At 64.2% G+C, this 24,409-nt stretch carries 29 protein-coding genes and 1 pseudogene; 18 read left to right on the top strand and 12 right to left on the bottom strand.

Features of this window, described 5'->3' with window-relative positions; translation table 11 throughout:
* Nucleotides 1-29: 29 nt before the first annotated feature.
* The 11 genes and pseudogenes from MI302_RS09755 to MI302_RS09805 form a co-directional block, all read left to right on the top strand.
* Nucleotides 30-782, top strand: a pseudogene (locus MI302_RS09755) (HD-GYP domain-containing protein); the annotation flags it as partial.
* A 50-nt stretch (nt 783-832) separates the two neighbouring features.
* Entirely contained in the window at nt 833-1,327 is a 495-nt protein-coding gene (locus MI302_RS09760; RefSeq protein ID WP_239725639.1) for a DUF5317 domain-containing protein, read from the top strand.
* Nucleotides 1,328-1,399: 72 nt separating this feature from the next.
* A complete protein-coding gene (locus tag MI302_RS09765; RefSeq protein ID WP_054392201.1) occupies nt 1,400-2,404 on the top strand; it encodes a homoisocitrate dehydrogenase in 1,005 nt (334 codons plus the stop codon).
* 179 nt (nt 2,405-2,583) lie between these two features.
* Nucleotides 2,584-3,717, top strand: coding sequence for a type IV pilus assembly protein PilM (gene pilM, locus MI302_RS09770; protein WP_239725640.1), 1,134 nt, complete (start codon nt 2,584-2,586; stop codon nt 3,715-3,717).
* The gene (locus MI302_RS09775) at nt 3,710-4,333 is read left to right on the top strand and encodes a flagellar protein FliT (protein ID WP_239725641.1); all 624 of its coding nucleotides are present in this window, start codon (nt 3,710-3,712) and stop codon (nt 4,331-4,333) included. The genes pilM and MI302_RS09775 overlap by 8 nt, the downstream gene beginning before the upstream one ends.
* Nucleotides 4,323-4,946 (top strand): type 4a pilus biogenesis protein PilO, encoded by a 624-nt coding sequence (locus tag MI302_RS09780; protein WP_015717936.1) that lies wholly within the window; start codon nt 4,323-4,325, stop codon nt 4,944-4,946. Before MI302_RS09775 ends, MI302_RS09780 begins: the two co-directional genes overlap by 11 nt.
* Nucleotides 4,943-5,905: a competence protein gene (locus tag MI302_RS09785; RefSeq protein WP_239725642.1), complete on the top strand. Its 963-nt coding sequence runs from the start codon at nt 4,943-4,945 to the stop codon at nt 5,903-5,905. Before MI302_RS09780 ends, MI302_RS09785 begins: the two co-directional genes overlap by 4 nt.
* Nucleotides 5,906-5,916: 11 nt before the next feature.
* A complete protein-coding gene (locus MI302_RS09790) occupies nt 5,917-8,181 on the top strand; it encodes a secretin N-terminal domain-containing protein (RefSeq protein ID WP_239725643.1) in 2,265 nt (754 codons plus the stop codon).
* Between the two features lie 103 nt (nt 8,182-8,284).
* Nucleotides 8,285-9,436: a chorismate synthase gene (aroC, locus tag MI302_RS09795; RefSeq protein ID WP_019550802.1), complete on the top strand. Its 1,152-nt coding sequence runs from the start codon at nt 8,285-8,287 to the stop codon at nt 9,434-9,436.
* Between the two features lie 17 nt (nt 9,437-9,453).
* Nucleotides 9,454-10,008: a shikimate kinase gene (locus MI302_RS09800; protein ID WP_015717940.1), complete on the top strand. Its 555-nt coding sequence runs from the start codon at nt 9,454-9,456 to the stop codon at nt 10,006-10,008.
* On the top strand, nt 9,986-11,041 hold the full coding sequence (locus MI302_RS09805; protein ID WP_239725644.1) for a 3-dehydroquinate synthase family protein: 1,056 nt from the start codon (nt 9,986-9,988) through the stop codon (nt 11,039-11,041). The genes MI302_RS09800 and MI302_RS09805 overlap by 23 nt, the downstream gene beginning before the upstream one ends.
* A gap of 54 nt (nt 11,042-11,095) precedes the next feature.
* On the opposite strand, the gene rsmF is transcribed toward MI302_RS09805, so the two are convergent.
* Nucleotides 11,096-12,463, bottom strand: coding sequence for a 16S rRNA (cytosine(1407)-C(5))-methyltransferase RsmF (rsmF, locus tag MI302_RS09810; RefSeq protein WP_239725645.1), 1,368 nt, complete (start codon nt 12,461-12,463; stop codon nt 11,096-11,098).
* A 57-nt stretch (nt 12,464-12,520) separates the two neighbouring features.
* Between rsmF and MI302_RS12135 the strand changes: the two genes are divergently transcribed.
* Entirely contained in the window at nt 12,521-12,649 is a 129-nt protein-coding gene (locus MI302_RS12135) for a hypothetical protein (RefSeq protein ID WP_255721633.1), read from the top strand.
* A complete protein-coding gene (acpS, locus tag MI302_RS09815) occupies nt 12,646-13,023 on the top strand; it encodes a holo-ACP synthase (RefSeq protein WP_126170861.1) in 378 nt (125 codons plus the stop codon). The genes MI302_RS12135 and acpS overlap by 4 nt, the downstream gene beginning before the upstream one ends.
* Here acpS and MI302_RS09820 read toward each other — a convergent pair.
* The 3 genes from MI302_RS09820 to MI302_RS09830 all read right to left on the bottom strand — a co-directional run bounded on the left by MI302_RS09820 (nt 13,001) and on the right by MI302_RS09830 (nt 15,040).
* On the bottom strand, nt 13,001-13,366 hold the full coding sequence (locus MI302_RS09820; RefSeq protein WP_038070359.1) for a DUF4870 domain-containing protein: 366 nt from the start codon (nt 13,364-13,366) through the stop codon (nt 13,001-13,003). The genes acpS and MI302_RS09820 overlap by 23 nt on opposite strands.
* 32 nt (nt 13,367-13,398) lie before the next feature.
* Nucleotides 13,399-14,432 (bottom strand): IS630-like element ISTth6 family transposase gene (locus tag MI302_RS09825; protein ID WP_239725401.1). Its coding sequence is split into 2 segments (ribosomal slippage): nt 13,399-13,943 and nt 13,943-14,432, totalling 1,035 coding nucleotides; the frame shifts between segments, so codons are not numbered across the junction.
* Nucleotides 14,433-14,467: 35 nt separating this feature from the next.
* Complete coding sequence (locus tag MI302_RS09830; RefSeq protein WP_126170860.1) at nt 14,468-15,040, bottom strand: lysophospholipid acyltransferase family protein; 573 nt, start codon at nt 15,038-15,040, stop codon at nt 14,468-14,470.
* 80 nt (nt 15,041-15,120) lie between these two features.
* On the opposite strand from MI302_RS09830, the gene der reads away from it, so the two are divergent.
* Nucleotides 15,121-16,419 carry a ribosome biogenesis GTPase Der gene (der, locus tag MI302_RS09835; RefSeq protein WP_239725646.1) on the top strand — a complete coding sequence of 433 codons (1,299 nt, stop codon included), beginning with the start codon at nt 15,121-15,123 and terminating at the stop codon, nt 16,417-16,419.
* On the opposite strand, the gene MI302_RS09840 is transcribed toward der, so the two are convergent.
* From MI302_RS09840 to MI302_RS09850, 3 genes are read right to left on the bottom strand one after another with little or no spacing between them, the layout of a single operon-like run.
* Nucleotides 16,416-16,715, bottom strand: coding sequence for a hypothetical protein (locus MI302_RS09840; protein ID WP_239725647.1), 300 nt, complete (start codon nt 16,713-16,715; stop codon nt 16,416-16,418). The genes der and MI302_RS09840 overlap by 4 nt on opposite strands.
* 36 nt (nt 16,716-16,751) lie before the next feature.
* Complete coding sequence (locus MI302_RS09845) at nt 16,752-16,952, bottom strand: hypothetical protein (protein ID WP_015717950.1); 201 nt, start codon at nt 16,950-16,952, stop codon at nt 16,752-16,754.
* Entirely contained in the window at nt 16,924-17,682 is a 759-nt protein-coding gene (locus tag MI302_RS09850; protein WP_015717951.1) for an NAD-dependent deacylase, read from the bottom strand. Before MI302_RS09850 ends, MI302_RS09845 begins: the two co-directional genes overlap by 29 nt.
* Before the next feature lie 44 nt (nt 17,683-17,726).
* Between MI302_RS09850 and MI302_RS09855 the strand changes: the two genes are divergently transcribed.
* The gene (locus MI302_RS09855; RefSeq protein WP_239726522.1) at nt 17,727-19,175 is read left to right on the top strand and encodes an NAD(P)H-hydrate dehydratase; all 1,449 of its coding nucleotides are present in this window, start codon (nt 17,727-17,729) and stop codon (nt 19,173-19,175) included.
* Between the two features lie 20 nt (nt 19,176-19,195).
* Here the strand turns inward: MI302_RS09855 and MI302_RS09860 are convergent, their stop codons facing one another.
* Nucleotides 19,196-19,564, bottom strand: coding sequence for a hypothetical protein (locus MI302_RS09860; RefSeq protein WP_239725648.1), 369 nt, complete (start codon nt 19,562-19,564; stop codon nt 19,196-19,198).
* A gap of 473 nt (nt 19,565-20,037) precedes the next feature.
* Here MI302_RS09860 and thrB point away from each other — a divergent pair, with 473 nt between their 5' ends.
* A complete protein-coding gene (gene thrB, locus MI302_RS09865; RefSeq protein ID WP_126170266.1) occupies nt 20,038-20,916 on the top strand; it encodes a homoserine kinase in 879 nt (292 codons plus the stop codon).
* Nucleotides 20,901-21,641, top strand: coding sequence for a DUF4388 domain-containing protein (locus MI302_RS09870; RefSeq protein WP_239725649.1), 741 nt, complete (start codon nt 20,901-20,903; stop codon nt 21,639-21,641). Before thrB ends, MI302_RS09870 begins: the two co-directional genes overlap by 16 nt.
* A gap of 65 nt (nt 21,642-21,706) precedes the next feature.
* Here the strand turns inward: MI302_RS09870 and MI302_RS09875 are convergent, their stop codons facing one another.
* Genes MI302_RS09875 through MI302_RS09885 form a run of 3 tightly spaced genes read right to left on the bottom strand, consistent with a single transcriptional unit; the run spans nt 21,707 to nt 22,529 of the window.
* On the bottom strand, nt 21,707-21,790 hold the full coding sequence (locus MI302_RS09875; protein ID WP_008632889.1) for a 30S ribosomal protein THX: 84 nt from the start codon (nt 21,788-21,790) through the stop codon (nt 21,707-21,709).
* Nucleotides 21,791-21,800: 10 nt separating this feature from the next.
* Complete coding sequence (rpsT, locus tag MI302_RS09880) at nt 21,801-22,094, bottom strand: 30S ribosomal protein S20 (RefSeq protein WP_239725650.1); 294 nt, start codon at nt 22,092-22,094, stop codon at nt 21,801-21,803.
* A gap of 57 nt (nt 22,095-22,151) precedes the next feature.
* Complete coding sequence (locus MI302_RS09885; RefSeq protein WP_126177787.1) at nt 22,152-22,529, bottom strand: hypothetical protein; 378 nt, start codon at nt 22,527-22,529, stop codon at nt 22,152-22,154.
* Between the two features lie 22 nt (nt 22,530-22,551).
* Here MI302_RS09885 and tyrS point away from each other — a divergent pair, with 22 nt between their 5' ends.
* A complete protein-coding gene (gene tyrS / locus MI302_RS09890) occupies nt 22,552-23,856 on the top strand; it encodes a tyrosine--tRNA ligase (RefSeq protein ID WP_015717957.1) in 1,305 nt (434 codons plus the stop codon).
* Here the strand turns inward: tyrS and MI302_RS09895 are convergent.
* Complete coding sequence (locus MI302_RS09895) at nt 23,853-24,407, bottom strand: ubiquinol-cytochrome c reductase iron-sulfur subunit (RefSeq protein ID WP_239725651.1); 555 nt, start codon at nt 24,405-24,407, stop codon at nt 23,853-23,855. The genes tyrS and MI302_RS09895 overlap by 4 nt on opposite strands.
* Nucleotides 24,408-24,409 lie beyond the last annotated feature (2 nt).

The raw sequence follows: 24,409 nt of genomic DNA on the forward strand, positions 1-24,409 counted from the left end.
AGTACGCAGGTGAATATCCGAAAAGGGGGCTGATACCCCTCTACTATAGCCGCTTCTACTGGGACGAGAAGGTGCGCTTGGAGCAAGCTTTTGACGCCACCCTGGAAGTCCTCATGCACGCTTTGGAGGCCAAGGAACCGGAAACCCGCTTGCACTCCGAGCGCGTGGCCGACATCGCCCGCGACCTGGCGCGGGCCCTCTACAAGGATGAGGCCAAGGCCCAGGAAATCTACCGGGCCGCCCGGCTTCACGACATCGGCAAGATCGGTATTCCGGAAGCCCTTCTCTTAAAGCCGGATAAACTCACCCCAAAGGAGTACCAGATTGTGCAAAGCCATACCACCAAGGGGGCCGAGCTCCTGAAGCCGGCGCAAAAGGTGGCCTTTGGCCCCGTGGTCTATAACGTCATCCTCCACCACCACGAGCGCTGGGACGGCCGCGGCTACCCCAAGGAACTTGCCGGTCACGAGATCCCCGAGGAGGCCCGCATCGTGGGCCTGGCCGATGCCTACGAGGCCATGACCGCAAGCCGCCCCTACCGCCCGGCCAAATCCTCAGAGGAGGCCCTAAAGGAAATCCAGGATCTTTCCGGCATCCAGTTTGACCCCAAGCTGGTCAAGCTCTTCACCCAGCTCTGGCACCAAAACCCCTTGTGGCGCGACCGCCAGGCTTACCTGGACGCAAAGGAGGGATCGGTATCACGCTCTACCTTGCCGCTGCTCTTTTCGGAATCGGCCTCGCCCTCGCCCTCGGAGCCAGGGCAAAGGACCTCGGAGCAATAGAGCTAAGGGCTTCCTGGGCCTTTCTCCTGGCCGCCCTGGTGGAAGGGGGCTTGGCCTACGGCACCTACCGGGGCCTGTTCCGACCCGAGTGGGCAGGTCCTCTAGCCAAGGTGTTGGTCCTCTTCCTGGTGGGGTACGGGCTTTACCGGAACCGGCACCTGAAAAGCCTCTACCCGGTGCTTTTCGGCCTCCTTCTGAACACCCTGGTCATCTTTGCCAATGGGGGTCACATGCCGGTAAGCCTGGACACCCTTAAGAAAGCAGGCATAGAAGGCTGGGAGGAGCTTCTAAAAACCAGGGCCGACGCCGTGCATAGCCTTTTGGATGAATCCACCCGCCTTCCCTTCCTGGGGGACGTCATTCCTCTTCCCCCCTTGCGCAAGGCGGCAAGCCCGGGGGACCTCTTCATCCTGGCGGGAATCGCCGGGGTGGTGGTGGAAGGAGCCTTGAGGGCAGGGGGAAGGCGGCTTCCCAGGCGCCAGGCAGCCCTTAGGGTGCTGGCCTTTCTCCTGCTGGTCTTTCTTCTACTTGCCCTTCGCATTTGAGGCCGGCACCATCTAGGCCCGGTGTAGTGTATATTCCCAAGGAGGGGGCTTACCCCTAAGTCCGGAGGCAATATGGCGTATCGCATCTGCTTGATTGAGGGCGACGGTATCGGCCACGAGGTGATCCCGGCGGCCAGGAAGGTCTTGGAAGCCACCGGGCTTCCCCTGGAGTTCGTGGAGGCCGAAGCGGGCTGGGAAACCTTTGAGCGAAGAGGGGTTTCCGTGCCCGAGGAAACCGTGGAGAAAATCCTTTCCTGCCAGGCCACCCTCTTCGGGGCTGCCACCAGCCCCACAAGAAAGGTGCCGGGCTTCTTCGGGGCCATCCGCTACCTCAGGCGCAGGCTGGACCTCTACGCCAACGTGCGCCCTGCCAAAAGCCGCCCCGTGCCGGGAAGCCGGAGCGGAGTGGACCTCATCATCGTGCGGGAGAACACCGAGGGGCTTTACGTGGAGCAGGAACGGCGCTACCTGGATGTGGCCATCGCCGATGCGGTGATCTCCAAGAAGGCCAGCGAACGCATCGGCCGCGTGGCCTTGAAGATTGCGGAAAGCCGCCCCCGCAAAACCCTGCACATCGCCCACAAAGCCAACGTGCTCCCCGTGACCCAGGGGCTTTTCCTGGATACGGTGCGGGAGGTGGCCAAGGACTACCCCTTGGTGAACGTGCAGGACATCATCGTGGACAACTGCGCCATGCAGCTTGTCATGCGCCCCGAGCGCTTTGACGTGATCGTCACCACCAACCTCCTGGGGGACATCCTCTCCGACCTCACTGCTGGCTTGGTGGGGGGCCTGGGCCTTGCGCCTTCCGCCAACATCGGGGATACTGCGGCGGTCTTTGAGCCCGTGCACGGTTCCGCCCCCGATATCGCCGGCAAGGGGATCGCCAACCCCACCGCCACCATCCTCTCCGCGGCCATGATGCTGGAGTACCTGGGAGAGAAGGAGGCGGCCAAGAAGGTGGAAAAGGCCGTGGACCTGGTGCTGGAAAAGGGCCCCCGCACCCCGGACCTGGGGGGAACCGCCACCACGGAAACCTTTACCAAGGCAGTGGTGGAAACGCTAAAGGCCCTTTAAGGCCTTCACCTGAGCGCCCCTCGAGGGGAGGTCCTCGAGGGGATCTGCGCTTTTGCAGGCGTGCAACAATCAAGTGCACTCCTAAGGCATTCTTCCCAATCCACGATAGAACGTGTATGCTGCGCGTAGGTTAGCCTATGGCGTATAGCAGCTACACCGCCCCGTGTTAAGGAGGCAACGTGTTTTCGGGTTTTAGCAAGCTATTCAAACCCCGCGTGGAGGCGCTGGGCCTGGAGATCGGCACCGCCAACCTAAAGCTGGTGGAGCTCTCCGGAAATCCCCCCGCCCTCAGAGCCCTGGCCACCCGGCCCACTCCCCCAGGAATGCTGGTGGAAGGGGTGATCGCCGAACCCCAGGCCCTGGCCCAGGAACTTAAGGAACTTCTCGCCGAAGCCCGGACCAAAAAGCGCTACGTGGTGACTGCCGTGCCCAATCCCAGCGTGATCCTGCGCACCCTTCAGGTGCCCAAGATGCCCCTCAAGGAGATGGAGGAGGCGGTTCGCTGGGAAGCGGAGCGGTACATCCCCTTCCCCATTGACGAGGTGGTCCTGGACTTCGCCCCCCTGGATCCCCTGGCCGAGGTAGCCGATGGGGAGCAGGTGGAGGTCATGGTGGGGGCCGCCCGGCAGGAAGCAGTGGCCTCCTTGCTGGAAGCCCTGCGGGGAGCAGGTCTGACCCCCATCATCTTGGATGTGAAGCCCTTTGCCGGGCTTTATCCCCTGGAAGCCCAGCTCAGCAGCGACCCGGAAGGGGTTTCCGTGGCCGTAGAAATCGGGGCAGAAAGCACCAGCCTGGTTCTCCTTAAGGGAGACCGTCCCTTGGCGGTGCGGATCCTCACCCTCTCCGGCAAGGACTTCACCGAAGCCATCGGGAAAAGCTTTGGCCTGGACTTCCTCACCGCCGAGGAGGTGAAGCGCACCTACGGCCTCGCCACCATCCCCACCGAGGACGAGGAGCTTCTTTTGGACTTTGACGCCGAAAGGGAGCGGTACAGCCCCGCCAAAATCTACGATGCCATCCGGCCCATCCTGGTGGAACTCACTCAGGAGATCCGTCGGAGCCTGGAGTTTTTCCGCGTGCAACTGGGTGACATACAGCCGGAGGTAGGGTACCTCTACGGCGGGGGAAGCCGGCTTAGGGGCCTGCCCACCCTGCTTACCGATACCCTGGGGGTCAACTTCACCGTCCCCGACCCCTGGCAGGGCATCCAGGTGGATCCCAGGCGCTTTGACCTGGAAAAGCTAAAGGAGCTGGGACCGGAGTTCATGGTGCCCGTGGGCCTGGCCTTACGGGGGGTGATGCCCCTTGATTAGGCTTAACCTTCTCCCCAAAAACCTGCGCCGCCGCATTGAACCGGGTTGGTGGCGCCTGGCGGCGGGGGCCTTTGCCCTGCTGACCCTTTCCTTTTTGGGCTTTCTCCACTACACCGCCTACACCGAACTTACCCTGGCCAAGCAGGAAAGGGATGCCCTGAAAGCTGAGGTAGAGGCCCTAAAACCCTTTATTGCCGAACAAAACCGCCTGGTGCAGGAGAGGAAGGCCCTCGAGGCCCTCCTCGCCATCCGGGAAGGCCTTAAGAAGAACTTCGTCCCCTGGTCCGAGTACCTGGCGGCCTTCATCCGCCAGGTACCCCAGGAGGGAGGGCGGCTTCCTGTGGCCTTGCGCTCCGTGGGTACCCGGGCCATTCCCGAGGACGAGGCTAACCGGATGGCTCAAGCCGGGACCTATGATGGCAAGAAGGTGCAGGTGGAGTTCACCGTGCAGGGGGAAGCCCTGAACCAAAACGCCCTGGTGAACTTCGTGCGGGCTTTTGAAACCTCACCCCGATTCGGCATAGAGTTCCAGGGGGCTTCCCTGGACCAGAACCGGGGGCTTTATACCTTCAGCGCCCGGGTGGGCCTGGTGGGAGGTGGGGAAAGTGCTCGCTAGACTTGGACAGCGGGAATGGGCCCTGATCGCCATCGCCCTCACCTTGGTGGTGGCCCTCCTCTGGTACTTCCTCCTCATCGTTCCCATGCGCCAGGAAACGGAAAGCGTGCGCCAGGAGATCAACGCCCTTATTCCCGAACGGGATAAAGGAAGGCAAGCCCAGCGCGCCCTTCCAGAACTCCGGGCCACCATCGCTGAGCTACAAGCCGAGCGCCAAGCCTTTCTGAGGGCGCTTCCCAAGGAGGAACGGCTTTCCCAGGTCCTGAACGAGATCCTGACCGAAGCCCTAAGGAGCGGGGTCACGGTGCGTTCCTTCACCCGCTCCCCCACCTCGGCCCCGGTGCCGGAGGTGCGGGCGGTGAACCTGGCCCTTTCCCTCGAGGCCCCCTTCCCCGAAACCTACGCCTACCTACAGCGTCTGGAAGGGCTTTCCCGCTTCAGCTCCATCTCCGGGCTGAACCTGAGCGTCCAGGGTCAGGAGGTTAACCCAAGCCTCAACACCAGCCTGACCCTCACCCTCTACGTTCTGGCCAAAGACCTAGGCCAGTCTGAAGGAACCACAAAGACGCAAGCAACCCCATCGCCGCAAACAGGCCAAGGAGGTGGTCGGTGAAAGCCCTTCTAGCGCGCCTGGCCACGGCTTGGCGCAACCTACCCCAGTCCACCAAGCTCCTCCTGGCGGGCCTTCTCCTGGTGAGCGCCGTGGCGCTTTGGTATGTGGGTTTCTACCTGCCCGCCCAGGCACCCATGGAGGTGCAACCCACCCCCGGCCAACCTCAGGTGCCCAGCCAGGGAGCGGAGGCTCCCAAGGCCATAGAAGCTCCACCCATCCCGCCCCTTGCCGAAACTGCCCCCCAAGACCAAGCGGCGAAGCCTAGCCCCGAGGCTTCTCCTTCCCAGAAAGCCCCTAAAGCAGGCGAGCCCGTCTTGACCACAGCCTTGCCCATCCCCAAAACGCAACAAGAGGCCCCGCTTCCAAACCCCTTTGTGCCCCTGGTGGTGGAAGCTCCACCTTCTCCCCCCGTGCCCTCCCCTGCCCCGGCACCTAGGCCCACCCCCGTACCCACAGGGGCCCCTGTCCGGGTAACCCAGGGAACACCCTTGCCCACCCCAAGCGTTCAAGCTTCACCCCGGCCTCTCCCGGGAAGCCAGGGAGCCCTGCCCGCTCCCAAGGTGCTTACCCCTGCTTTCCAGGTGGAAACCCCCAAAGCCCAGGTGGACACTCCACCTCCCCTCACCCCACCCGCTGGCCTTGTGGAGGCTCCTTTACCCAGGGCACCCCAAACTCCAGAGGGAGGAAAAACTGAATCTTCCCCCACCACTTCCCCCAAAACCCCCTTGCAGACCCTGGTGGAGGAAAGGGGTCTCAAGCTAACCGGCACCCTTCTGGGTCCGGTGAGCGTGGCTATCCTGGAAAGCAAGGAGGGTTACTTGGTGCTACCCGTGGGTAGCCTTCTTCCAGGTAGCGAGGCAGTGCTTCGCCGCATAGAAAGCGACCGGGTGGTGTTGGCCTTGAAGGATGAAAGCCTTGAGATTGTCCTAGACAGCATGCAAGCAGGAGGTGGCCAGTGAGAAAAGCCCTTATGAAACTTCTGATCCCCACCCTTTTGGCCCTGGGTGCCGGGGCATGGGCGGGAAGCCTTCCCCAGGAACCCCGCTTTGACGCCAAGGTGGACCTGAAGGTATCCGAAAGCCAGGTGCGGGCCGGGCTCACCCTGCCTCTGGATGTGGTCCTGGAAGCCCTAGCCCGGAGCGTGGGCCTTCAGCCCCTTATCTACCGGGCCTACGATGCTTCCGGCGATCCAGCCAAGGCCCAGCCCCCCTTACCCAACATCAAGTTGGACTTCCAGGGCAAACCCTTCCGGGAAGTCTGGGACCTCCTCTTCGCCACCTACGGCACCCAGTTCAACCTGGACTACCTCTTCCTGCCTCCCGACGTGGTGGTGGTGGCCCCCACCCAGGTGATCACCGCCTTGGTGGACGCTCCAAGCCGCACCGGGGCCATGGAGCGGAAGCCCTACCTGGTGGCCATCCCCGAGATCGCCTATCGGCGCACGGAAACCGACGCCCAGGGCCAGGCCCGCACCGTGGTGAACATAGATGGGGCCAAGGCCTGGGTGCAAAACGATCTCCTGCCCTTCCTTTCCCGGGAAGCCAGCGGGCTTAGCGTGAACTGGATTGTGGTGGAGGAAGGGGGCAAACTCAGAGCCCTTCTCTCCGTTCTAGCCACTCCCGAACAGCATACTCGCTTCTCGGACATCCTGCAGCGGGCAGGGATTGACTTCCGCCCCTTGCCCGCCCTCACCCTGCCCAAGCCTCGGGTAGAGCGCACCTACACCCTCACCCATGCCACCTTCCCCGAACTCCTCGCCTTCCTGCAAGGCCAGGTGCCCAACGCCCAGATCGCCGTGGTCCCCACCGACCCCAAACGGGCCCTTATCACCGCCACCGAGGAGGACCACGCCCGCATCGCCGAACTCCTGAAGGTGGCCGATGTACCCAAGCCCACTCCCGTGGTGCGCCGGGTCTACGCCTTGCAGAACCTCACCTTCCAGGAAGCCCAGGAAAGGCTTAAGCCCGTCCTGGAAAGGGAGTTGAAAGGGGCCCGCCTGGAAGGTGTCCCGGGTAACCCCAAAGCCCTTCTCCTGGAGGCTACCGAAGCCGATCAGGCCTTCTTCGCCGAGATCCTCAAGGCCGCCGATGTGCCTCCCCAGGTGGCCCCGCCCACCCAGGAGGCCACGGTGCGGAGGCTCTACCCCTTGCGCTTCGCCGATGCTGAAAAGGTAGCTCCCTTCCTGGCTCGGGAGGTGCCGGGGATCGTGGTACAGACGGTGCCCGGGCAACCGGTCCTCTCGGTGCGGGGCACGGAAAAGCAACTTTCCGAGGTGGAAACCCTCCTGGCCCAGATCGACCGGGCTCCGGAGCAAGGTCCCCCGGTGTTCCAGCGTTCCTACCAGCTCTCCAACGCCAAGGCCGCCGACCTGGCCAAGGTGCTCCAGGAGGCCTTGCAAGCCCGGCAGGCCCAGGTTCCCCAGAGCCAGGCCCAGCCCCAAGCCCCCACACGCCAGGCCACGGTGGTGGCGGACGAGCGCACCAATACCCTGATCGTCACGGGCACACAGGAGGATCTGGCCCTGGTGGAAGGCCTTATTCCCAAGCTGGACCAGGCGGTGCCCCAGGTGAACCTGAGGGTGCGCATCCAAGAGGTGCAATCCAACTTCAGCCGAAACCTGGGTCTCAAGTGGAACACCATTGCCGGGGGAAATGTGGCGGCCAGCATCCTGGACTCTGGGCTTTCCCTGATCTTTGACAGCACCCGGAGCCTGGCTGCCCTGAACATCCTGGCCACCCTCGAGGCCCTCCAGCGCCAGGGTCTTTCCCGGGCCCTCAGGGATGTGAACCAGACCGTCCTCAACAACCAAACCGCCCGCCTGCAGTCCGGGGAGACCTTCCTCATCCGCCGGGTGGTGGATGACCGGGTGGAGCGGGTACCCTTTGACATCGGCATCATCGTGGAGGTGACCCCCCAGATCACCGCCGACGGGCAGATCCTCCTCAACATCAAGGCGGAGGTTTCCGGAAACGTCCAGCGCAACCCGGTGGATGGGGATGTGGACCGCTTCACCAAGCAGGTGGTAACCACCACCTTAAGGGTGCGGGACGGGCAGACCGTGGTCCTCGGGGGCCTCACCTCCCAGGAAAACACCCAGGTGCAACAGGGCGTGCCCCTTCTCATGGATATCCCCCTGATTGGGGAACTCTTCAAGCAAAGGAGCCAGGAGACCACCGACCGGGAGCTACTGGTGGTCATCACCGCCGACATCTTGAAGGAAACCGCAAGCCGCTAAGCTCCTTTACCCCTCCCAGCCAGGGGAGGCAAGCCTGCAAAGCTGGGCTTTGCTGATCCCCTGGCTTGGGTCCATCCCAGGTCGCTTGCCCTACAATGGGCCCATGAGGTTCCTGACCGCAGGCGAGTCCCATGGCCCTGAGCTTCTCACCATCATTGAGGGCCTGCCCGCCGGCATCCCCCTCACCGAGGAGGACATCAACCCCTGGTTGGAACGGCGTCAGAAGGGCTATGGCCGGGGAAGGCGCATGGTCATAGAAACGGACCGGGTGGAGTTCCGCGCCGGCGTCAGGGCGGGGCGTACCACGGGAGCCCCGGTGGCCCTGGCCATCCGAAACGCCGACTACCGGAACTGGGTGGAGATCATGGACCCCGCCCCGGGGAACGAGCCCCGCAAGAAGGCCCTCACCGCCGCCCGCCCCGGCCACGCCGACCTTTCTGGAGGCATCAAGTACGGCCACAAGGACCTACGGGACGTGCTGGAAAGGGCCAGCGCCCGGGAGACCGCCATGCGGGTGGCGGTGGGAGCGGTGGCCTTGAAGTTCCTGAGCCTTCTTGGAGTTGAGGGAACTGGGTACGTGCCGGGTATGGCGGGGGTGTGGGCCCAGGTTCCCTTCTCCTGGGACCTGGTACCCCGCATAGAGGAAAGCCCCTTGCGCATGACCGATCCCGAGGCCGAGGCCGAGGTTATCCGCCGCATAGACCAGGCCAAGGCGGAAGGGGACACCCTGGGTGGGGTGATCGAGGCCCGCTTCCGGGGCCTGGTGCCGGGCCTGGGAAGCCACGTGCAGTGGGACCGCAAGCTGGATGGCCGTCTGGCCCAGATGGCCCTTTCCATTCCCGCGGTGAAGGGGATGGAAATCGGCCCCGCCTTTGAAAACGCCATGAAGCGGGGCTCGGAGGTTCACGATCCCATCTACTGGAGCCCGGAGAAGGGGTTCTACCGCACCACCAACCGGGCGGGGGGCCTCGAGGGAGGCATGACCACCGGGGAGGAACTCATCCTCAGGGCTGCCTTAAAGCCCATCGCCACCCTGATGAAACCCCTCCCCACCGTGGACGTGGTGACCCACCAGCCCGCCGATGCCGCCAGGGAACGCTCCGACGTCACCGCCGTGCCCGCCGCCAGCGTGATCCTCTGCGCCCTATCCGCCATCGTCCTGGCCCAGGCTTACCTGGAGAAGTTCGGCGGGGACACCATGGAGGAGATACAGGAACGGGTGGAGCGGTACAAGGCTCGGGTCCTAACCTACTAAAGGCGTAGGATGGCTCCATGACCCGCCTGGAGATTCCCCGCCCCGCCACCTTCATCAGCCTCACCGGTTTCATGGGGGCGGGGAAAAGCCGCATCGGTAGGGAGCTGGCCCGCACCCTCATGCTCCACTTCATCGACCTGGACCGCTACATAGAAAGGCGCACGGGGCTATCCATCCCCGATATCTTCCGCCACCTGGGGGAAGAGGCCTTCCGGCAGATGGAGAGAGAGGCGGTGCAGGAGCTTCTCGGCAAGGAGTACCTGGTTCTCTCCTTGGGCGGGGGTACCTTCGTGGATCCGGAAAACCGCAGGAAGCTTTTGGCCAGAGGCCCGGTGGTGGCCCTCTGGGCCAGCCCGGAAACCATCCTGGAGCGCACCCTGCGCAAGCCAGGGGAAAGGCCCCTTTTGCAAGGGGAAAACCCCCTGGAAAGGATAAGGACCCTCCTCGAGGCCCGCACCCCCATCTACCGGGAGGCCCACGTGCACGTTTCCACCGACAACCGGAAGGTGGAGGAGGTGGTGGAGGAGATCGTGGAGAAGCTTTGGAGCTATGCGAAGGCTCATCGTCCGTAACCCTGTTTCCTACCCCATACTGATTGGGGAAGGCGTGCTCGAGGAGGTCCGGACCCCCGAAGGTCCTTCGGCCCTTCTTTACGACCGGCGGGTGGAAGGCTTTGCCCTGAAGCTGGCAGAACGCCTCGGGGTTCAACACCAGCTAGGTCTGGAAGGGGGCGAGGGAGCCAAGACCCTGGCCGTCTACGGTCAAGTCCTCTCCTTCCTGGCGGAAAAGGGCCTACCCCGGAACACCACCTTGCTGGTGGTGGGGGGAGGGACCCTCACCGACCTGGGGGGGTTTGTGGCCGCCACCTACCTCCGGGGAATCCCCTACCTCTCCTTCCCCACCACCACCCTCAGCGTGGTGGACGCCAGCGTGGGGGGTAAGACCGGCATCAACCTTCCTGAGGGGAAAAACCTGGTGGGAGCCTTCCACTTTCCCCAAGGGGTGTATGCGGAGCTCGAGGCCCTCAAAACCCTCCCCCCCTTCACCTTCAAAGAGGGCCTGGTGGAAGCCTTCAAGCACGGGATCATCTCCAGGGAGGAAGGGCTTTTGGAGGTGGAGGACCTCACGCCGGAAAGCCCCCGCCTCGAGGCCTATCTGGCCCAGGCGGTGGCGGTGAAGGTGAGGATCACCGAGCAGGACCCCACGGAAAAGGGGGAAAGGAGGCTATTAAACCTGGGCCACACCCTGGGGCACGCCCTGGAGGCCAAGACCCGCCACGCCCTCCCCCACGGGGCAGCGGTGGCCTACGGCCTCCTCTACGCTGCCCTTCTCGGCAAACTCCTGGGAGGGGAGGACCTCACCCCCCTGGTCCTCCGCCTCCTGAGGTGGCTTTCTCCTCCTCCCCTCCCCCGGGTTTCCTGGGAGGACCTCCTTCCCTACCTCCTTAGGGACAAAAAGAAGGTTTCCGAAAGCCTCCACTGGGTGGTGCCCCTGGCCCCAGGCCGCCTTGTGATCCAGCCCCTTTCCGAGGAAACCCTAAGGGAGGCCTTCACCGCATGGCGGGAGGTCCTCGAGGGCCTGGGTCTGGTTGACCAAATAATATAGATGGGGAAGCCTTCCACGCCCCCTTGCCGGAGGAGGAATACCGGCCCGGAAGGGCTAAAGCCCCACCCCCACTGGCCGGAGCACCCCGGCCTTGGCCTTGCCGAAATCCAAGGGAAACTCCCCTACCTCCGTCCTTAGGACCAGAAGGGCTAGCGGAAGGTCCTCCCCTTCCCACGCCACGCCTGCCCCCGTGGCCAGGGCTAAGGCCCGGGGGTCCTCTGGGGGGAAGGCCACCCGGGGAAGACGAGACCAAGGAAGGCTAGCCCCGAAGGCCAGGGCGAGGGCCTTGGCCGGGCGGAAGCGTCCCTTTTGCACCAGACCCAGGTAAAGCCCGGGGGCTGGGGCCTTAAGGCCAGCCAGGGAGGGAAGCTCCTCCGGAACCAAGTAAAGATGGCCTGAGCGCTCCCAGATGGGTCCTTCCAGGTCCAAGCCCGCTTCCCCCAGAAAGTTCGCAAGGGCCTTCCGGGCCTCCTGGCTCAAGGGGGGAATGCGTTCCTTAGGTGGCGTGCCCCAGCTACCCCCCTCCTTGCGGAGGCGGGCCAGGAAGTGCCCCTCCCCCTCGAGGCGGTGAGGCCAGAGGCGGGCGGTCTTCCTGAGCTCGGGGTTTCCGTTCCCCCACTCCGGCACCCCGGGAGCAAACAGGGGATGGTAGCGGGCATCCTCCAGGTGGAACTCCGGATGCTCCCGTAGGAAGTGAGCCACCACCCCCTCGTTCTCCTCCGGGGCGAAGGTACAAGTGGAGTAGACCAAAACCCCTCCCGGCCCCAAAAGCCTTGCCGCCTGGGAGAGAAGCCCCTTTTGCACCTCGGAAGCCCGCCTGGGGGCCCCAGGACCCCAGTGGCGGATGGCCTCGGGGTCCTTGCGGAACATTCCCTCCCCGGAGCAGGGAGCGTCCAGGAGAACCCGGTGAAAGTACGGCCCAAAGGCCTCCGCAAGAGATCGGGGAGGGGCCTGTACTACGGCGAGCCTGCCCCCCCAGCGCTCCACGTTTTCCAAAAGGCCCCGGATCCTCTTACCGTCCACCTCGTTGGCCAAAAGAAGACCCCTTCCCCCCATGCGGGCCAGGAGGTGGGTGGTCTTCCCCCCGGGAGCCGCCGCCAGGTCCAAAACCCGCTCTCCAGGTTGAGGGTCCAATAGCACCCCTACCGCCTGGGCGCTTGGCTCCTGGATGTAGTAAAGCCCGGCGTAGAAGAAGGGGTGGGGTCCCGGCCGAGCCTCCTTTGGGTAGTAGAACCCCTCCGGGCACCACGGGATGGGTCTCAAGGACCAGGGGGCGATCCTTGTAAAGTCTTCCGGCGTTATCTTCAGGGTGTTCACCCTAAGGCCATAGGTCCTTTCCCCTTCCGTAAGGGACCTGAGGAAAAGGGGAAACTCCTCCCCCAAAAGCTCCGCCATGCGGGAGAGGAAGGCCTTGGGCAACACCCGAGTACCCTAGCACGAAAAAACCTCTGGCTCAAGGAGCCGGGCTAAAATGGCCCTATGGCTCCTGTGGCGGAAAGGCTTGCCCCAGGGGCTTACCGGGCCCTCAAAGAAAAGAAGCGCCTGGGGTACCGGGAAGGCCAGCTCCTGGCCATGGCGGGGGAAAGCCCAGAACCTTACCTCCCATGATTCAAGCCATCGGTACCGATTTGGTGGAAATCGACCGGGTGCGAAGGCTCCTGGGACGGCACGGGGCAAAGGCCCTAAAAAGGCTTTTCACCGAGGAGGAGTTAACCTACGCCCTCCGCCACCAGGACCCTGCCCCAAGCCTTGCCGCCCGAATCGCCGCCAAGGAAGCCTTCCAGAAATGCTGGCCCGAAAGCCTTTCCTGGAAGGAAGTCTGGGTGGGGATGGAGGGGAGGAAACCGGTCTTGCGCTTTGCCCCAAAGGTAAGGGCCCGCCTCGAGGCGGAAAACCTTTTCGCCCACCTCTCCCTAAGCCACGAGAAAAGCCACGCCCTGGCGGTGGTAATCCTGGAAGCTAGGGCACCAGGCGCAGGATAAGGACATAGGCATAGGTCCCTCCCCTGCCGGCTGCCAGGGCTCCTTGGATCATGTTCCAAAGGACCAGGACCACCAGGGCAAAGGCCAGGGGAACCGCTATCACCAGCCCCACCACGGTCATCGCCAGAAGAAGGAGAGCCAAGCCGTAGAGGGTGTAGCTGATCTGGCCGTTTAGGGACTCCTTGGCGTGGGCCTGGACGAAGGCGCTTTTCGGACCCCAAAGCAGGATGGCCAAGGGCAGAAGGATCTGGCCTATAAGGATGAAGTACCCCACCAGGGGAGCCAGGTGAACCACCGCCGCCCAGGTCCGGTCCGCATCCGTCAAAGAGGTGGGTTGTTCCATAAAGCCAGTTTATCAAGAAGATGGGCCAGAGGCTAAGTACCCTCCCCCAAGATTTTCAACTCCACACCCCCCAGGGCTTTCAGGGCCTGCGCCACCGCCTCCTTAAGCTCCTCCACGCTCCCGTAGTGCCGCCTTGGCATCAGGAACCCCTTCACCCGCCGCCAGACGCTCTCCATGGGGTTCAGATGCGGGCTGTACCGCGGCAGGTAGGCCACCATAAGCCCCCGCTCCCGCCACGCCTCCTTCCTCCCCTCCACCTCCCGGGACCGGTGGAAGGGCGCGTTGTCCATGAACACCTTCAGGGGCTTGGCTAAACCTTCGGCCACCCGGTCCAGATACCCCCGCACCACCTCCCACCGCACCGGCCCCTCCAAAAGGGCAAAGAAAAGCCGCTCCCCCTCCCGTCCCCGCACCAAGTGCCCCACCACGTTCACCCGCCCCCGGGAACCCCAGGCCCGGGGCACCCCCTTGGCCTCCCCCCTCCGACCCCAGGCGTAGGTAGGGGGAAGGGTCAGGGAAAACCCGCTCTCATCCAGGTACCCCACCTCCATCACCCCCTCCTCCGCCCCCTTTTTGCTTCCTCTTCCTCCTCCGCGAAAGCCTTCACCTCTTCCTCCGTGGGCTTTCCCGGAGGCACGTACCGCGTCCGTCGCCACACGTACCCCATGGCCCTCAGGTGCCGGGCCACCACCTTGGGGGCCAGGCGGACCCCGAAGCGCTCGGCTAGGGCTGCCGCAAGCTGCGGGGCGGTCCAGACCCTATCCTCGGCCAGCCTTTCCTCCACGAAGGCGGCCATCTCGGGGGTGAACTTCCTGGGAGCTCCCGGGGGTTTGCGGTAGGCGAGGCCCTGGAGACCCTCCCTCACGAAGCGCCGGAGGACGAGGTAGACCGTGGTGCGGTCCTTGTGGAAGTGCTGGGCGATCTTTGGGGCGGTCCAGCCCTCGGCCGCCAGGCGGACCATCATGGCCCACAGGCGGGTCTTCTTGTGGGTCCTTGGGTCCAGGGAGAGCTCCAGGAGGAGCCGGTCCTCCTCAGGGGTCAGCTGGATCCGAAGTGGGGCCGCCATGTTGAGATGATAAGGGGTTGGCACTTAGCTTCTGCCTAAGCCACCTCCTCCACTTCCTCGCGGATGCGGATGGGGCCTTGCCTCTCGGGCCTCAGACCCACCTTGTCCTGGTAAAAGGCCCGGATGACCTCAAAATCCTGCTTGAGGTTTCCGGTAGGCCAGAGGTAGCCCCCGATCCCCACCTCCTTTTTCCGGAAGTCCACGTAGCCGAGGGCAATGGGCACCCCAGCCTTCAGGGCCATGTAGTAAAAGCCGCTCCGCCAGTAAGGTGCCTTCCCCCGGGTGCCCTCCGGGGTGATGAGGATGGCGATCTCCTTCTCCTGTTGAAAAACCTCCGCCACGCTGTCCACCAGGTTGTTCCGGCGGGAGCGGTCCACGGGGATACCCCCAAGAAGCTTTAAGAGCCAGCCCAAGGGGGGCCGGAAAAGCTCCTTCTTCCCCAACCACCGGGCCCGAATCCCCAAAGCCCATAGGGCCAGGAGGCCCACCGGGAAATCCCAGTTGGAGGTGTGAGGGGCACCGATCAGCACGTACTTCCGGCTGGGAGGAGGCGGCATATGGTACCGCCACCCGAGGCTTCGCAAAACCAGGCCTGCCAGTTTCTGCATACCCTGAAAGTATACCCCCTGTGGTAGACTGGTCAAAGGCGGGGTGGGGGCTTCCCCCACCCCAGTTTGCTGGGGTGAGGATGCATAAGGTAGTCATCGTAGGCCGACCCAACGTGGGCAAGTCCAGCCTCTTCAACCGCCTCCTGGGCAAAAGGAGTGCGGTGGTGGCCGATGTCCCCGGGGTTACCCGCGACCTCAAGGAGGGGGTGGTGGAAAGCGAGAAGGGCCGCTTCCTCCTGGTGGACACCGGGGGGCTTTGGTCGGGGGACCGCTGGGAAAAGAAGATCCAGGAAAAGGTGGACCAGGCGTTGGAGGACGCCGAAGTGGTCCTCTTTGCCGTGGACGGCCGCTCAGAGCTCACCCAGGCGGACTATGAGGTGGCGGAGTACCTGCGGAAGAAGGGAAGGCCCGTGATCCTGGTGGCCACCAAGGTGGACGACCCCAAGCACGAGCACTACCTGGGCCCCCTCTACGCCCTGGGTTTCGGCGATCCCATCCCCACCTCCAGCGAGCATGCAAGGGGCCTCGAGGAACTCCTGGAAGCCATCTGGGAAAAGCTTCCTGTTCGGCACATCGAGTCGGAGCCGGAAGTGGCGGGCATCAAGCTCGCCATCGCGGGCCGACCCAATGCCGGAAAGAGCAGCCTCCTGAACGCCATCCTGGGGGAGGAACGGGTCATCGTGTCGGAGGAGCCCGGCACCACCCGGGACGCCATCGACGTGCACTTCACCTTCCGCGGCCAGCCCTTCGTCCTGGTGGACACCGCCGGCATCCGCAAGCGCCCGGAAAGCCTGGTGGAGGAGCTGGCCATCAGGCGGAGCCTTAAAGCGATAGAGGAAGCCGACGTGGTTCTTCTGGTCGTAGACCCGTTCCAGGTGGGGGACCGGGAGCTCAAGCTGGCCAACCACGCCCTGGAATCGGGCAAGCCCGTGCTCCTGGTCATCACCAAGTGGGACCTGGTAAGGAAGGAGGAGGCCCCCAAGGTGCGCCGGGAGCTCAAGGAAAAGCTTGCGCACCTGGAGCATCTTCCCCGGGTCTACACCTCGGCCTTCACCAAGCAGAACCTGGATAAGATCTTCAGCGAGGCGGTGCGCCTATTCGAGCTCAACCACACCCGCATCCCCACCGCCGAGCTCAACCGCTGGCTTTCCGTCTGGACGGCGAAGGTGCAGCTTCCCAACTTCAAGGGAAAACCCTTGAAGATCTTCTACGCCACCCAGCCCGAGGTGGCCCCACCCACCTTCGTCTTCTTCGTAAACCACCCGGAGTTCGTGACCCGGGCCTTTGAGAACTACCTGAAAAACCGTATCGGTGAGGACCTGGGTCTTAAGGAAGTGCCCTTCCGCCTGGTCTTCCGCGGACGTCGGGAAGAAGGCTAGGGACGGCTTTCCCGGCGCGCGGAAGCCAGGAGGCCCGCGTCCACCATAAACCCCACCACCACCCCTAAAAAGCACCTTCCATCCAGAAGAAGCATGAGAAAGGCCCAGATGGCTGCCTCCCCAAAAGCCTCCGGTGCCAGCTTCTGGGCGTAGTAGAAAGGGGCGAAGGTGACCGGTACTTGCAGGAGCATGGAAAGGCTTTTCTTGGGATAGCGAAGGAGAAGCACCAGACTCCCCACCGCCCAACTCCAGGCGACACCTTCCGGCACCAGCCCCGCCCCCACCAGGTAGGCCAAGCCCGCCCAAGCGAGCCCGGCATCCAGGGGATAGTCTCAGGCGGCCAGGGGCGAAGGCCGCCTCGAGGCGCGGGCCAGCCAACCATCCAGAACATCCAGGGTCCAGCCCAGAAGCAAAAGGCGCACCACCCCGGCCAAGGCCTCGGGTCCCTCCCCCACCCGGAGGAGAACCAGGGCTACCACTCCACCCCGGGCCAAGGTGGCCAGATCAGCCAGAAGCCGAAGGAAGGGCTCCACTTTCCCCATATCCCAGCGCCTGTAAACCCTCCACCGCCCCCATGCGCAAGGAGAGGTGGGCCAAGGGAGTAAGGGGGGTGGGTTCAGGATTGACCTCAATCAGATAAGCCCCGCCAGTGAAGGCAATGCGTCCCAAGGAAGCCGCAGGCTCCACCTCAGCACTGGTGCCCACCACCAGGGCAACATCCGCCTCGGCAAAGGCTTTTTCCGCCTTCTCCCACGCTCCCTCGGGCAAAAGCTCCCCAAACCAGACCACATCGGGCCGGGCCCTATGTCCACACAGGGGGCAGAAGGGTGGAGGGGTGAAAGGGTCGGGGAGCAAGAACCGGTGCCCGCAAGCCTCACAGCGGGCTCGGAGGATATTGCCGTGGAGCTCCACCAGGTTCCGGCTTCCCGCCAAGGCGTGGAGGCCGTCCACGTTCTGGGTCACCAGGAGGAACGCCCCCCCTCGCCCAAGCACCTCCTCTTCCAGCCGCACCAGGGCCAGATGGGCGGGGTTGGGCTTGGCTTCCCGCACCCTGGCGATGCGCCAGGCATACCATTCCCAGACTCTTTCCGGGTTCCTGGCATACGCTTCCGGGGTGGCATAGTCCAGAGGGTTAAACTCCTTCCAAAGCCCCTCGGCATCGCGGAAGGTGGGAATTCCCGAGGGCTTGGAAATGCCCGCCCCCGTCAGGACCGCCACCCGCCTGGCTTCCTTCAGCCTTGACCGGGCCTCCTCTAAACCCATAAGCCCATGCTACCAGGAGTATTCTGGGGTTCATGACCACCTCCCTGCGGCTCTTCACCCCCGAGGCCATGCGGGAAGCCGATCAGAAGGCGGTGGAAATGGGCTACCCCTCCCTTCTCCTCATGGAATGGGCGGGGATGAAGGCAGCACGGGTCTACCAGGAGCTTTTCGGCCACCGCCCCGCCGTGGTTCTCGCCGGCAAGGGGAATAACGGCGGGGACGGGCTGGTGTTGGCCCGGCACCTCCACCTGGCCGGGGTGCCGGTACGGGTCTTTGCCGCCGAAGGCCAGGGCGGGGATGCCCTTTTGGCCCGGAGGGCCCTCGAGGCCCACGGCCTGGAGATCCGCCCCCTGGAGGAAGCCATCTGGAACCGGGAAGAAGTGCTGGTGGATGCCCTCTTCGGCACCGGGTTGAAAGGCCCTTTAGAGGGTTTCCATGCAGGTTTGGTGGAACGGATGAACGCCTCCGGGCTTCCCATTTTGGCCCTGGACCTGCCCTCGGGGCTTCCCTACTCCCCCCACGTGCAGGCCACCGCTACCGTGGCCTTTGCTGCTTTTAAGACGCCCCACTTCCTCCACCGGGAAGCCTGCGGAAAGCTCTTCCTGGCGGATATCGGCCTGCCCAAGGCCCTTTTGGAGCGGGAGGACCTTCCCGAGATCGCCACCCCCGAGGGGCTTCTTCCCCTTCTTCCCAAGCGTCCCCTCACCGCCCACAAGGGAAGCGTGGGCCGGGTGGGAATCCTGGGGGGCTTTCGGGGCGAAGGCCTCCGCTACGCCGGGGCCCCGGTACTGGCCGCCTTGGGAGCGTACCGCATGGGGGCGGGGTTGGTGCACCTGGTGGCCCCGGAGGGCATTCCCTTGGAGCCCCTCGAGGCGGTCTTCCACCCTGTCCAGGCGCCTGCCTTGCCGTCCATGCGGGTGGAGGCCCTGGCGGTGGGCATGGGCGGGGGACCTTGGGGACGGGAATGGGCCCTAAAAGCCCTGGAAGCCCGGCTTCCCACGGTGCTGGACGCCGATGCCCTGCACCTCGAGGTGGCCGAAGCCTACCGCCAAGCAGGCATCCCTGCCGTCCTCACCCCCCATGCGGGCGAGGCGGGAAGGCTTCTAGGCGTGCCCCCTGAGGAGGTGGCCAAGGACCCCCTCGAGGCCGCCCGGGCCCTGGCGGAGAAAACGGGGCTCACCGTGGTGCTCAAGGGTAACCCCACGGTGGTGGCCCAAGGCACGCGGCTTTCCCTAAACCCCACCGGCAACCCCGCCCTGGCCACCGGGGGCACGGGGGACGTGCTCTCCGGGGCCATCGCCACCCTTCTGGCGGCAGGCCTTGCCCCCTTTGACGCCGCCCGGCTTGGGGTCTTCCTCCACGGCCTGGCGGGGGACCTCCTGGCGGAGGAAAAGGGCGTTGGCCTCCTTGCCCGCGAGGTGGCGGAGGCCCTGCCCCGGGCGCGGAGGCTTTTGGAAGGAGGGCAGGCGCCCTGGCCCTTTTCCCGGGTATGAGCGCCTCCTCCTGCCCTCATTCAGCGGATAACCTTACCCTCGGCCTTGCTATATGAGTAGAAAAGGAACTCGCCCAGGAAAAGCCCCAAAAAATACGGGGTACCGGCGGGTCCTTGAAGGAAACGGGTCCAGTACCCCGGGCTAACCAGCTCAACGAAATAACCAACCGCCAAAGTGGCTGCTAGGAGAGCCACCACTTCTTTCCTGTTCGTTAAGCGCACCTGCCCAAGGGAGACATAGTCCAACAGGGCCCCGGAGATAACCCCAAGGGCAAAGGTAGCGGGTCCGAGGACACCCTCAAACCGGAGGGCTAAGAGCCCTAGCCCAACAGAAATGCCCAAGGCTAGCGTTCTCTTTGCAAAACCCCAAAGCCTTTGAAATCTATCCATAGCAGCACCTCCTACCTACAAACATTTTGGCAAACCTCGGTACAAACAATTCGCGAAACGGCCTCGCAAGACCACGCACCCCCAACGCGCCTACAAGCATACTCAACAACCGGTCGGCAAACCTGTCGACAGACAAGGAAGCAGACAGGATTGAGGCTTGATCCACCTCCGCCACCCCCGCCATCCCCCGGATCCAGACAAGGCTGGGCGCCACAGCTGAGGGGCGAAACCTGCTCCTCCACCCCCGCTTTCTCAAAAGGTTTCACCATCTCATCGCCCGGCAATGGGCAAGAAGGCCCTTCATGAGGGAAGGGCATGGCCTGAGCCATGGCCACCGGCAAACCCAGGATTAGAAGCACAAGCCCTCCTAGAATGGCCAGCCTCATTATATCACCTCCATTCCAAGGATAGGGCTTCTTCTTCTTGTCAAGACCCCAGAAAGCTCCTGGTATTCTGGGGGCGGTGTAGGACTTATGGGACACCTAGCCCGCCTCTATGTCCCCGCCACCCTGGCTAACCTGGGCTCGGGGTTTGACGCCTTGGGGGTGGCCCTGGACCTCTACCTGGAGGTGGAGGCCGAGCCCGGCCAGGAGGACGCCTTTCTTTACGAGGGAGAAGGCCAGGTGGAAGGCCCGGACAACCTCATCCACCAGGGCTACCGGGCGGGGATGGAGGCCCTGGGACTCCATCCTGAGTCCTTGACCATCCGAGCCTTCAACCCCATCCCCCTGGCCCGGGGCATGGGGAGTTCTTCGGCAGCCCTGGTGGCCGGGGTGGCTCTGGCGGACCGGTTCTCCGGGGGAAAGCTGGGACGTGAGGGGGTCTTTCGGGTAGCCGCCAGCTTGGAAGGCCACCCCGACAACGTGGCCCCAGCCGTCTACGGGGGGTTTGTGGCCGCCCTGGCAAGCCCCCCCTTGGCCATCCCCTTGCCCAGGCCCCAAGGGGTCTATTTCGTTCTGGCCGTGCCCCCTTACGAGGTGCCCACCCCCTTAGCCCGGGCCGCCTTACCCGAGGTGGTCCCCTTAAAGGATGCCGTGTTCAACCTGGCCCGGAGCGCTCTCTGGCCTGCGGCTCTTTGTTCAGGAAGGCTTGAGGCCTTACGGGAAGCCTGCCGGGACCGCCTCCACCAGCCCCACCGGGCCCACCTGATGCCCGGGGTCCTGGAAGCCATTGAAGCCGCCTTGAAAGCCGGGGCCTTGGCGGCCTTCGTGGGCGGGGCCGGACCCACCTTGGCCGCCTTGGTCCGGGAAGAGGATATAGAAAAAGTAGCTGGGGCCCTCGAGGCCTACCGGGGAGAAGGGCGTACCTTGGTCTTGCGGATAGGGGAGGGACTCTTTTGGAAGGAAACCTGAAGGCTATCCCTCTGGTGGAGCTTCTGGAGCTTATTCACGGCCATCGGCGCTCGGGAATCCTGGAGCTTTCCGTAGGCCCCCTGCCCCTCTCCTTGCGGTTTTCCGGAGGGGAGGTGGTGGGAGCTGCCATCCTGGATTGGGAGGGCCTCGAGGCCCTCTTCAGCTTCCCCCTGCATCCCCAGGAAGGGGTTTTCCGCTTCGGGGTGACCCCGCCCGCCGCGGACAAACCCCTCATGCCCTTCTCCACCCTCCTGGGGGAGTGGGCCCGGGTCAACGACGAGTGGGACCGGTTCCGCACCCTGGTGGACTCCCCCAGCCGGGTCCTCGAGGCCATCCGCCCCCAACCTCCCTACGAGGTATTCCAGGGTGGGAAGAGCGTGCGGGCCGCTGCCAAAGCCTGGGGTGTTCCCCTCCTCATCGCCATGGAACGGGCCTACATGGGAGTAAGGGAAGGGGACCTTTACCCCCTTCGCCGCTATGCCTGGTACGCCCTAAGGATCAAGTACACGGGAAGGAAGGGGAAGACCCTGGGGGAGTTCGGCCAGCTTCAGGCCCTCCTGGACGGCACCCGCAACCTGGGAGAGGTGATCGCCTCGGGAGTGCCCATCGGCCTGGTGCGCCGGTACCTGGTGCAGGCCCTGGCCTCAGGAGAACTCACCCCCCCGGGCCGGGGCTGGCTTCTCAGGGACCTCACCTGGGAGATGGAAAAGGAAGAGAGTACCTAGAGGAAACCCCCTAGGCCCTCGGCCTCCAAGAATCCCACCCCCTGGCTCCGCCCAAGGGGGTGGTCCTACTTCTTCTTGCGCGGACGGTACTTGCCGTAGGTGCCCCGCCAGATCTTACCCCTACGGGTGCGACGGTCGCCTTTGCCCATCCCCGTCCTCCTAGGCGCTCACCGCGGAGAGGTACTTCTGCACCTTGCGCATAAGGCGCGACTTCCTCCGAGAAGCGGCGTTCTTGTGCAGGGTGGACCCCTTGGCCGCCTTATCGATAAGGCTCTGCGCCATGCACATGATCTTCAAGGCTTCCTCGGCCTTGCCCTCCTGGGCCAGAAGCACGGCCTTCTTGCTCAGGGTCTTGATGGCCGACTTCTTGGCCTTGTTGCGAAGCCTGCGCTTCAAAGACTGCCGGTGCCGCTTCAGAGCGGAAAGGTTCTTCTTGGGCTTCTTCTCTGCCATCGTTTTCCCCTCGTGCCCCTTAGGGGCAGACCAGGCCTAAGTGTAGCATACCCCGCCTCAAGGGGCAAACTTGGTGGTGACCCAGTCGTAGCGCACCCGGCCCTTGGCTCCTTGAAGCTGGAAGCGGAGGAGGTACTCCCCGGGGCTTACGGGAAAGCGCACGTCCTCTTGGAAGTTGCCCGCATACACCTTCTCCCCCAGGGACCGGCCCTCCTTGAGAAGGGCCACGGAAAGCTGGCCCTCCCGCAGGCTTCCCGTCACCTTGACCTTCACCGCATCGTAAAGGCCGCTCACCCGGATGGGGTACTGGGCCTCCCCGGTGTACTTCCAGTAGAAAACCGGCAGGAAGGGTGGGTAGCCCACGGCCAGGCCATACCGCTCCGCATACCAGTAAAGGCCAAGGGCCAGCAGGGCCAAAAGGAGCAGGGTCCGCATTGTCTTAAGTATACTTGGGCTCATGGCAGGCGCCGACACCAAGCCTTCTCCGGAAGAAGCCTTGGCCCTCCTCAAGCGGGGGGCCGAGGAGATCATCCCCGAGGAGGAACTCCTCCTAAAGCTAAAGGAAGGCCGCCCGCTGGTGGTCAAGCTGGGGGCCGACCCCACCCGGCCCGACCTGCACCTGGGGCATGCGGTGGTCCTGAGGAAGATGCGCCAGTTCCAGGAGCTTGGGCACAAGGTGGTGCTCATCATCGGGGACTTCACGGGCATGATCGGGGATCCCTCGGGGCGGAGCAAGACCCGGCCTCCCCTGACCCTCGAGGAAACCCGGGAAAACGCCAGAACCTACGTGGAGCAGGCGGGGAAGATCCTCAGGCAGGAACCCCACCTCTTTGAACTCCGTTACAACTCCGAGTGGCTGGAAGGCCTCACCTTCAAGGAGGTGGTGCGCCTCACCTCCCTCATGACCGTGGCCCAGATGCTGGAGAGGGAGGACTTCAAGAAGCGCTACGAGGAGGGCATCCCCATCTCCTTGCACGAGTTCCTCTACCCCTTCGCCCAGGCCTACGACTCCGTGGCCATCCGTGCGGACATCGAGATGGGGGGCACAGACCAGAAGTTCAACCTCCTGGTGGGCCGGGAGGTGCAACGGGCCTACGGCCAACCCCCCCAGGTGGCCTTCCTCATGCCCCTTTTGGTGGGCCTGGACGGGCGGGAGAAGATGAGCAAGAGCCTGGACAACTACATTGGGGTGGCGGAGCCCCCCGAGGTGATGTTCAAGAAGCTCATGTGGGTGCCCGACGCCCTTCTGGAAAGCTACTTCCGCCTCCTTACCGACCTGGAGGAGGCCGAGATCCAAACCCTTCTAAAGGCGGGTCCCGTCCCCGCTCACCGGGTCCTGGCCCGCCTCCTCACCGCCGCCTACGCCCTCCCCACCATCCCTGCCCGCATCGACCGGGCCTTTTACGAAAGCCTTGGCTACAGCTTTGAAGCCCTGGGCAAGGACAAGGAAGCCGGGCCGGAAGCCGTGCGCCAGGCGGAGGCACGCTACGACCAGGTGGCCAAGGGAGCCATTCCCGAGAACATCCCCGAGGTGGTCATCCCCGCCTCCGAGCTCAAGGAGGGGCGCATCTGGGTGGCGAGGCTTTTCACCCTGGCAGGCCTCACCCCTTCCAACGCCGAGGCCCGAAGGCTCATCCAGAACCGGGGCCTCAGGCTGGATGGGGAGCTTATAGAGGATGCGGGCCTCGAGGTGGACCTCTCCCGCCCCCGCATACTCCAGCGGGGGAAGGACCGCTTCGTGCGAGTACGGCTTGCCGACTAAGAACCCTCCATGGGCCTCAAGGGCACCTCGTGCCCCGTGGCGTAGAGGGTGTCCCCTTCCGCCTCGAGGCGCAAGCGGGGCAGGGGGTAACGGGGGGGGCCGTACACTGCCTTCCCCCCAAGGAGAGGGTCAAAGGCCCCGAAGTGGCACGGGCAGCCCAAAAAGGGTCTTTCGTAGCGGAAGTTGTAGAGGATAGAAGCCGCCTCGGGGTCGGGCACGAAGTTCACCGTACACCCCTGGTGGGTGCAGATGCGGCTTACGGCCAGGTAGTGTTCCTCCCCCAGGGAAAGCCCTCCCAAAACCGGCTCGGGCAGGCGGAGGAGAAAGGCCTTCAAGGGCCCTAAGGGCAAGGGGTACTCAAAGGGCTTCACCTGCCACACGGCAAGCTCCCCCCGCCGGGCCACCGCCACCTTCGGCCCCTCCTTCCACACGGGCTCCCCTACCCCGGGCCTTGGGCGGAAGCGGAGGTTATAGGTGCGCACCCCAAGCCAAGCGAAAAACCCTCCCGCCACCGCCACGGGGGCGTAGAAAAGGAGATCCCGCCGCTTCATGG

Origin of the sequence: Thermus sp. NEB1569 (assembly GCF_022385295.1) — a bacterium.
Classification (GTDB): domain Bacteria; phylum Deinococcota; class Deinococci; order Deinococcales; family Thermaceae; genus Thermus; species Thermus scotoductus.

Coding starts and splice junctions, on each gene's coding strand:
- tyrS (WP_015717957.1), top strand. CDS start 22,552: ATGGCAGGCGCCGACACCAAGCCTTCTCCGGAAGAAGCCTTGGCCCTC.
- acpS (WP_126170861.1), top strand. CDS start 12,646: ATGATTCAAGCCATCGGTACCGATTTGGTGGAAATCGACCGGGTGCGA.
- MI302_RS09805 (WP_239725644.1), top strand. CDS start 9,986: ATGCGAAGGCTCATCGTCCGTAACCCTGTTTCCTACCCCATACTGATT.
- MI302_RS09875 (WP_008632889.1), bottom strand. CDS start 21,790: ATGGGCAAAGGCGACCGTCGCACCCGTAGGGGTAAGATCTGGCGGGGC.
- MI302_RS09790 (WP_239725643.1), top strand. CDS start 5,917: ATGAAACTTCTGATCCCCACCCTTTTGGCCCTGGGTGCCGGGGCATGG.
- rpsT (WP_239725650.1), bottom strand. CDS start 22,094: ATGGCAGAGAAGAAGCCCAAGAAGAACCTTTCCGCTCTGAAGCGGCAC.
- MI302_RS12135 (WP_255721633.1), top strand. CDS start 12,521: ATGGCTCCTGTGGCGGAAAGGCTTGCCCCAGGGGCTTACCGGGCCCTC.
- MI302_RS09765 (WP_054392201.1), top strand. CDS start 1,400: ATGGCGTATCGCATCTGCTTGATTGAGGGCGACGGTATCGGCCACGAG.
- MI302_RS09860 (WP_239725648.1), bottom strand. CDS start 19,564: ATGGATAGATTTCAAAGGCTTTGGGGTTTTGCAAAGAGAACGCTAGCC.
- MI302_RS09820 (WP_038070359.1), bottom strand. CDS start 13,366: ATGGAACAACCCACCTCTTTGACGGATGCGGACCGGACCTGGGCGGCG.
- MI302_RS09850 (WP_015717951.1), bottom strand. CDS start 17,682: ATGGGTTTAGAGGAGGCCCGGTCAAGGCTGAAGGAAGCCAGGCGGGTG.
- MI302_RS09800 (WP_015717940.1), top strand. CDS start 9,454: ATGACCCGCCTGGAGATTCCCCGCCCCGCCACCTTCATCAGCCTCACC.
- MI302_RS09885 (WP_126177787.1), bottom strand. CDS start 22,529: ATGCGGACCCTGCTCCTTTTGGCCCTGCTGGCCCTTGGCCTTTACTGG.
- der (WP_239725646.1), top strand. CDS start 15,121: ATGCATAAGGTAGTCATCGTAGGCCGACCCAACGTGGGCAAGTCCAGC.
- MI302_RS09830 (WP_126170860.1), bottom strand. CDS start 15,040: ATGCAGAAACTGGCAGGCCTGGTTTTGCGAAGCCTCGGGTGGCGGTAC.
- MI302_RS09895 (WP_239725651.1), bottom strand. CDS start 24,407: ATGAAGCGGCGGGATCTCCTTTTCTACGCCCCCGTGGCGGTGGCGGGA.
- thrB (WP_126170266.1), top strand. CDS start 20,038: ATGGGACACCTAGCCCGCCTCTATGTCCCCGCCACCCTGGCTAACCTG.
- aroC (WP_019550802.1), top strand. CDS start 8,285: ATGAGGTTCCTGACCGCAGGCGAGTCCCATGGCCCTGAGCTTCTCACC.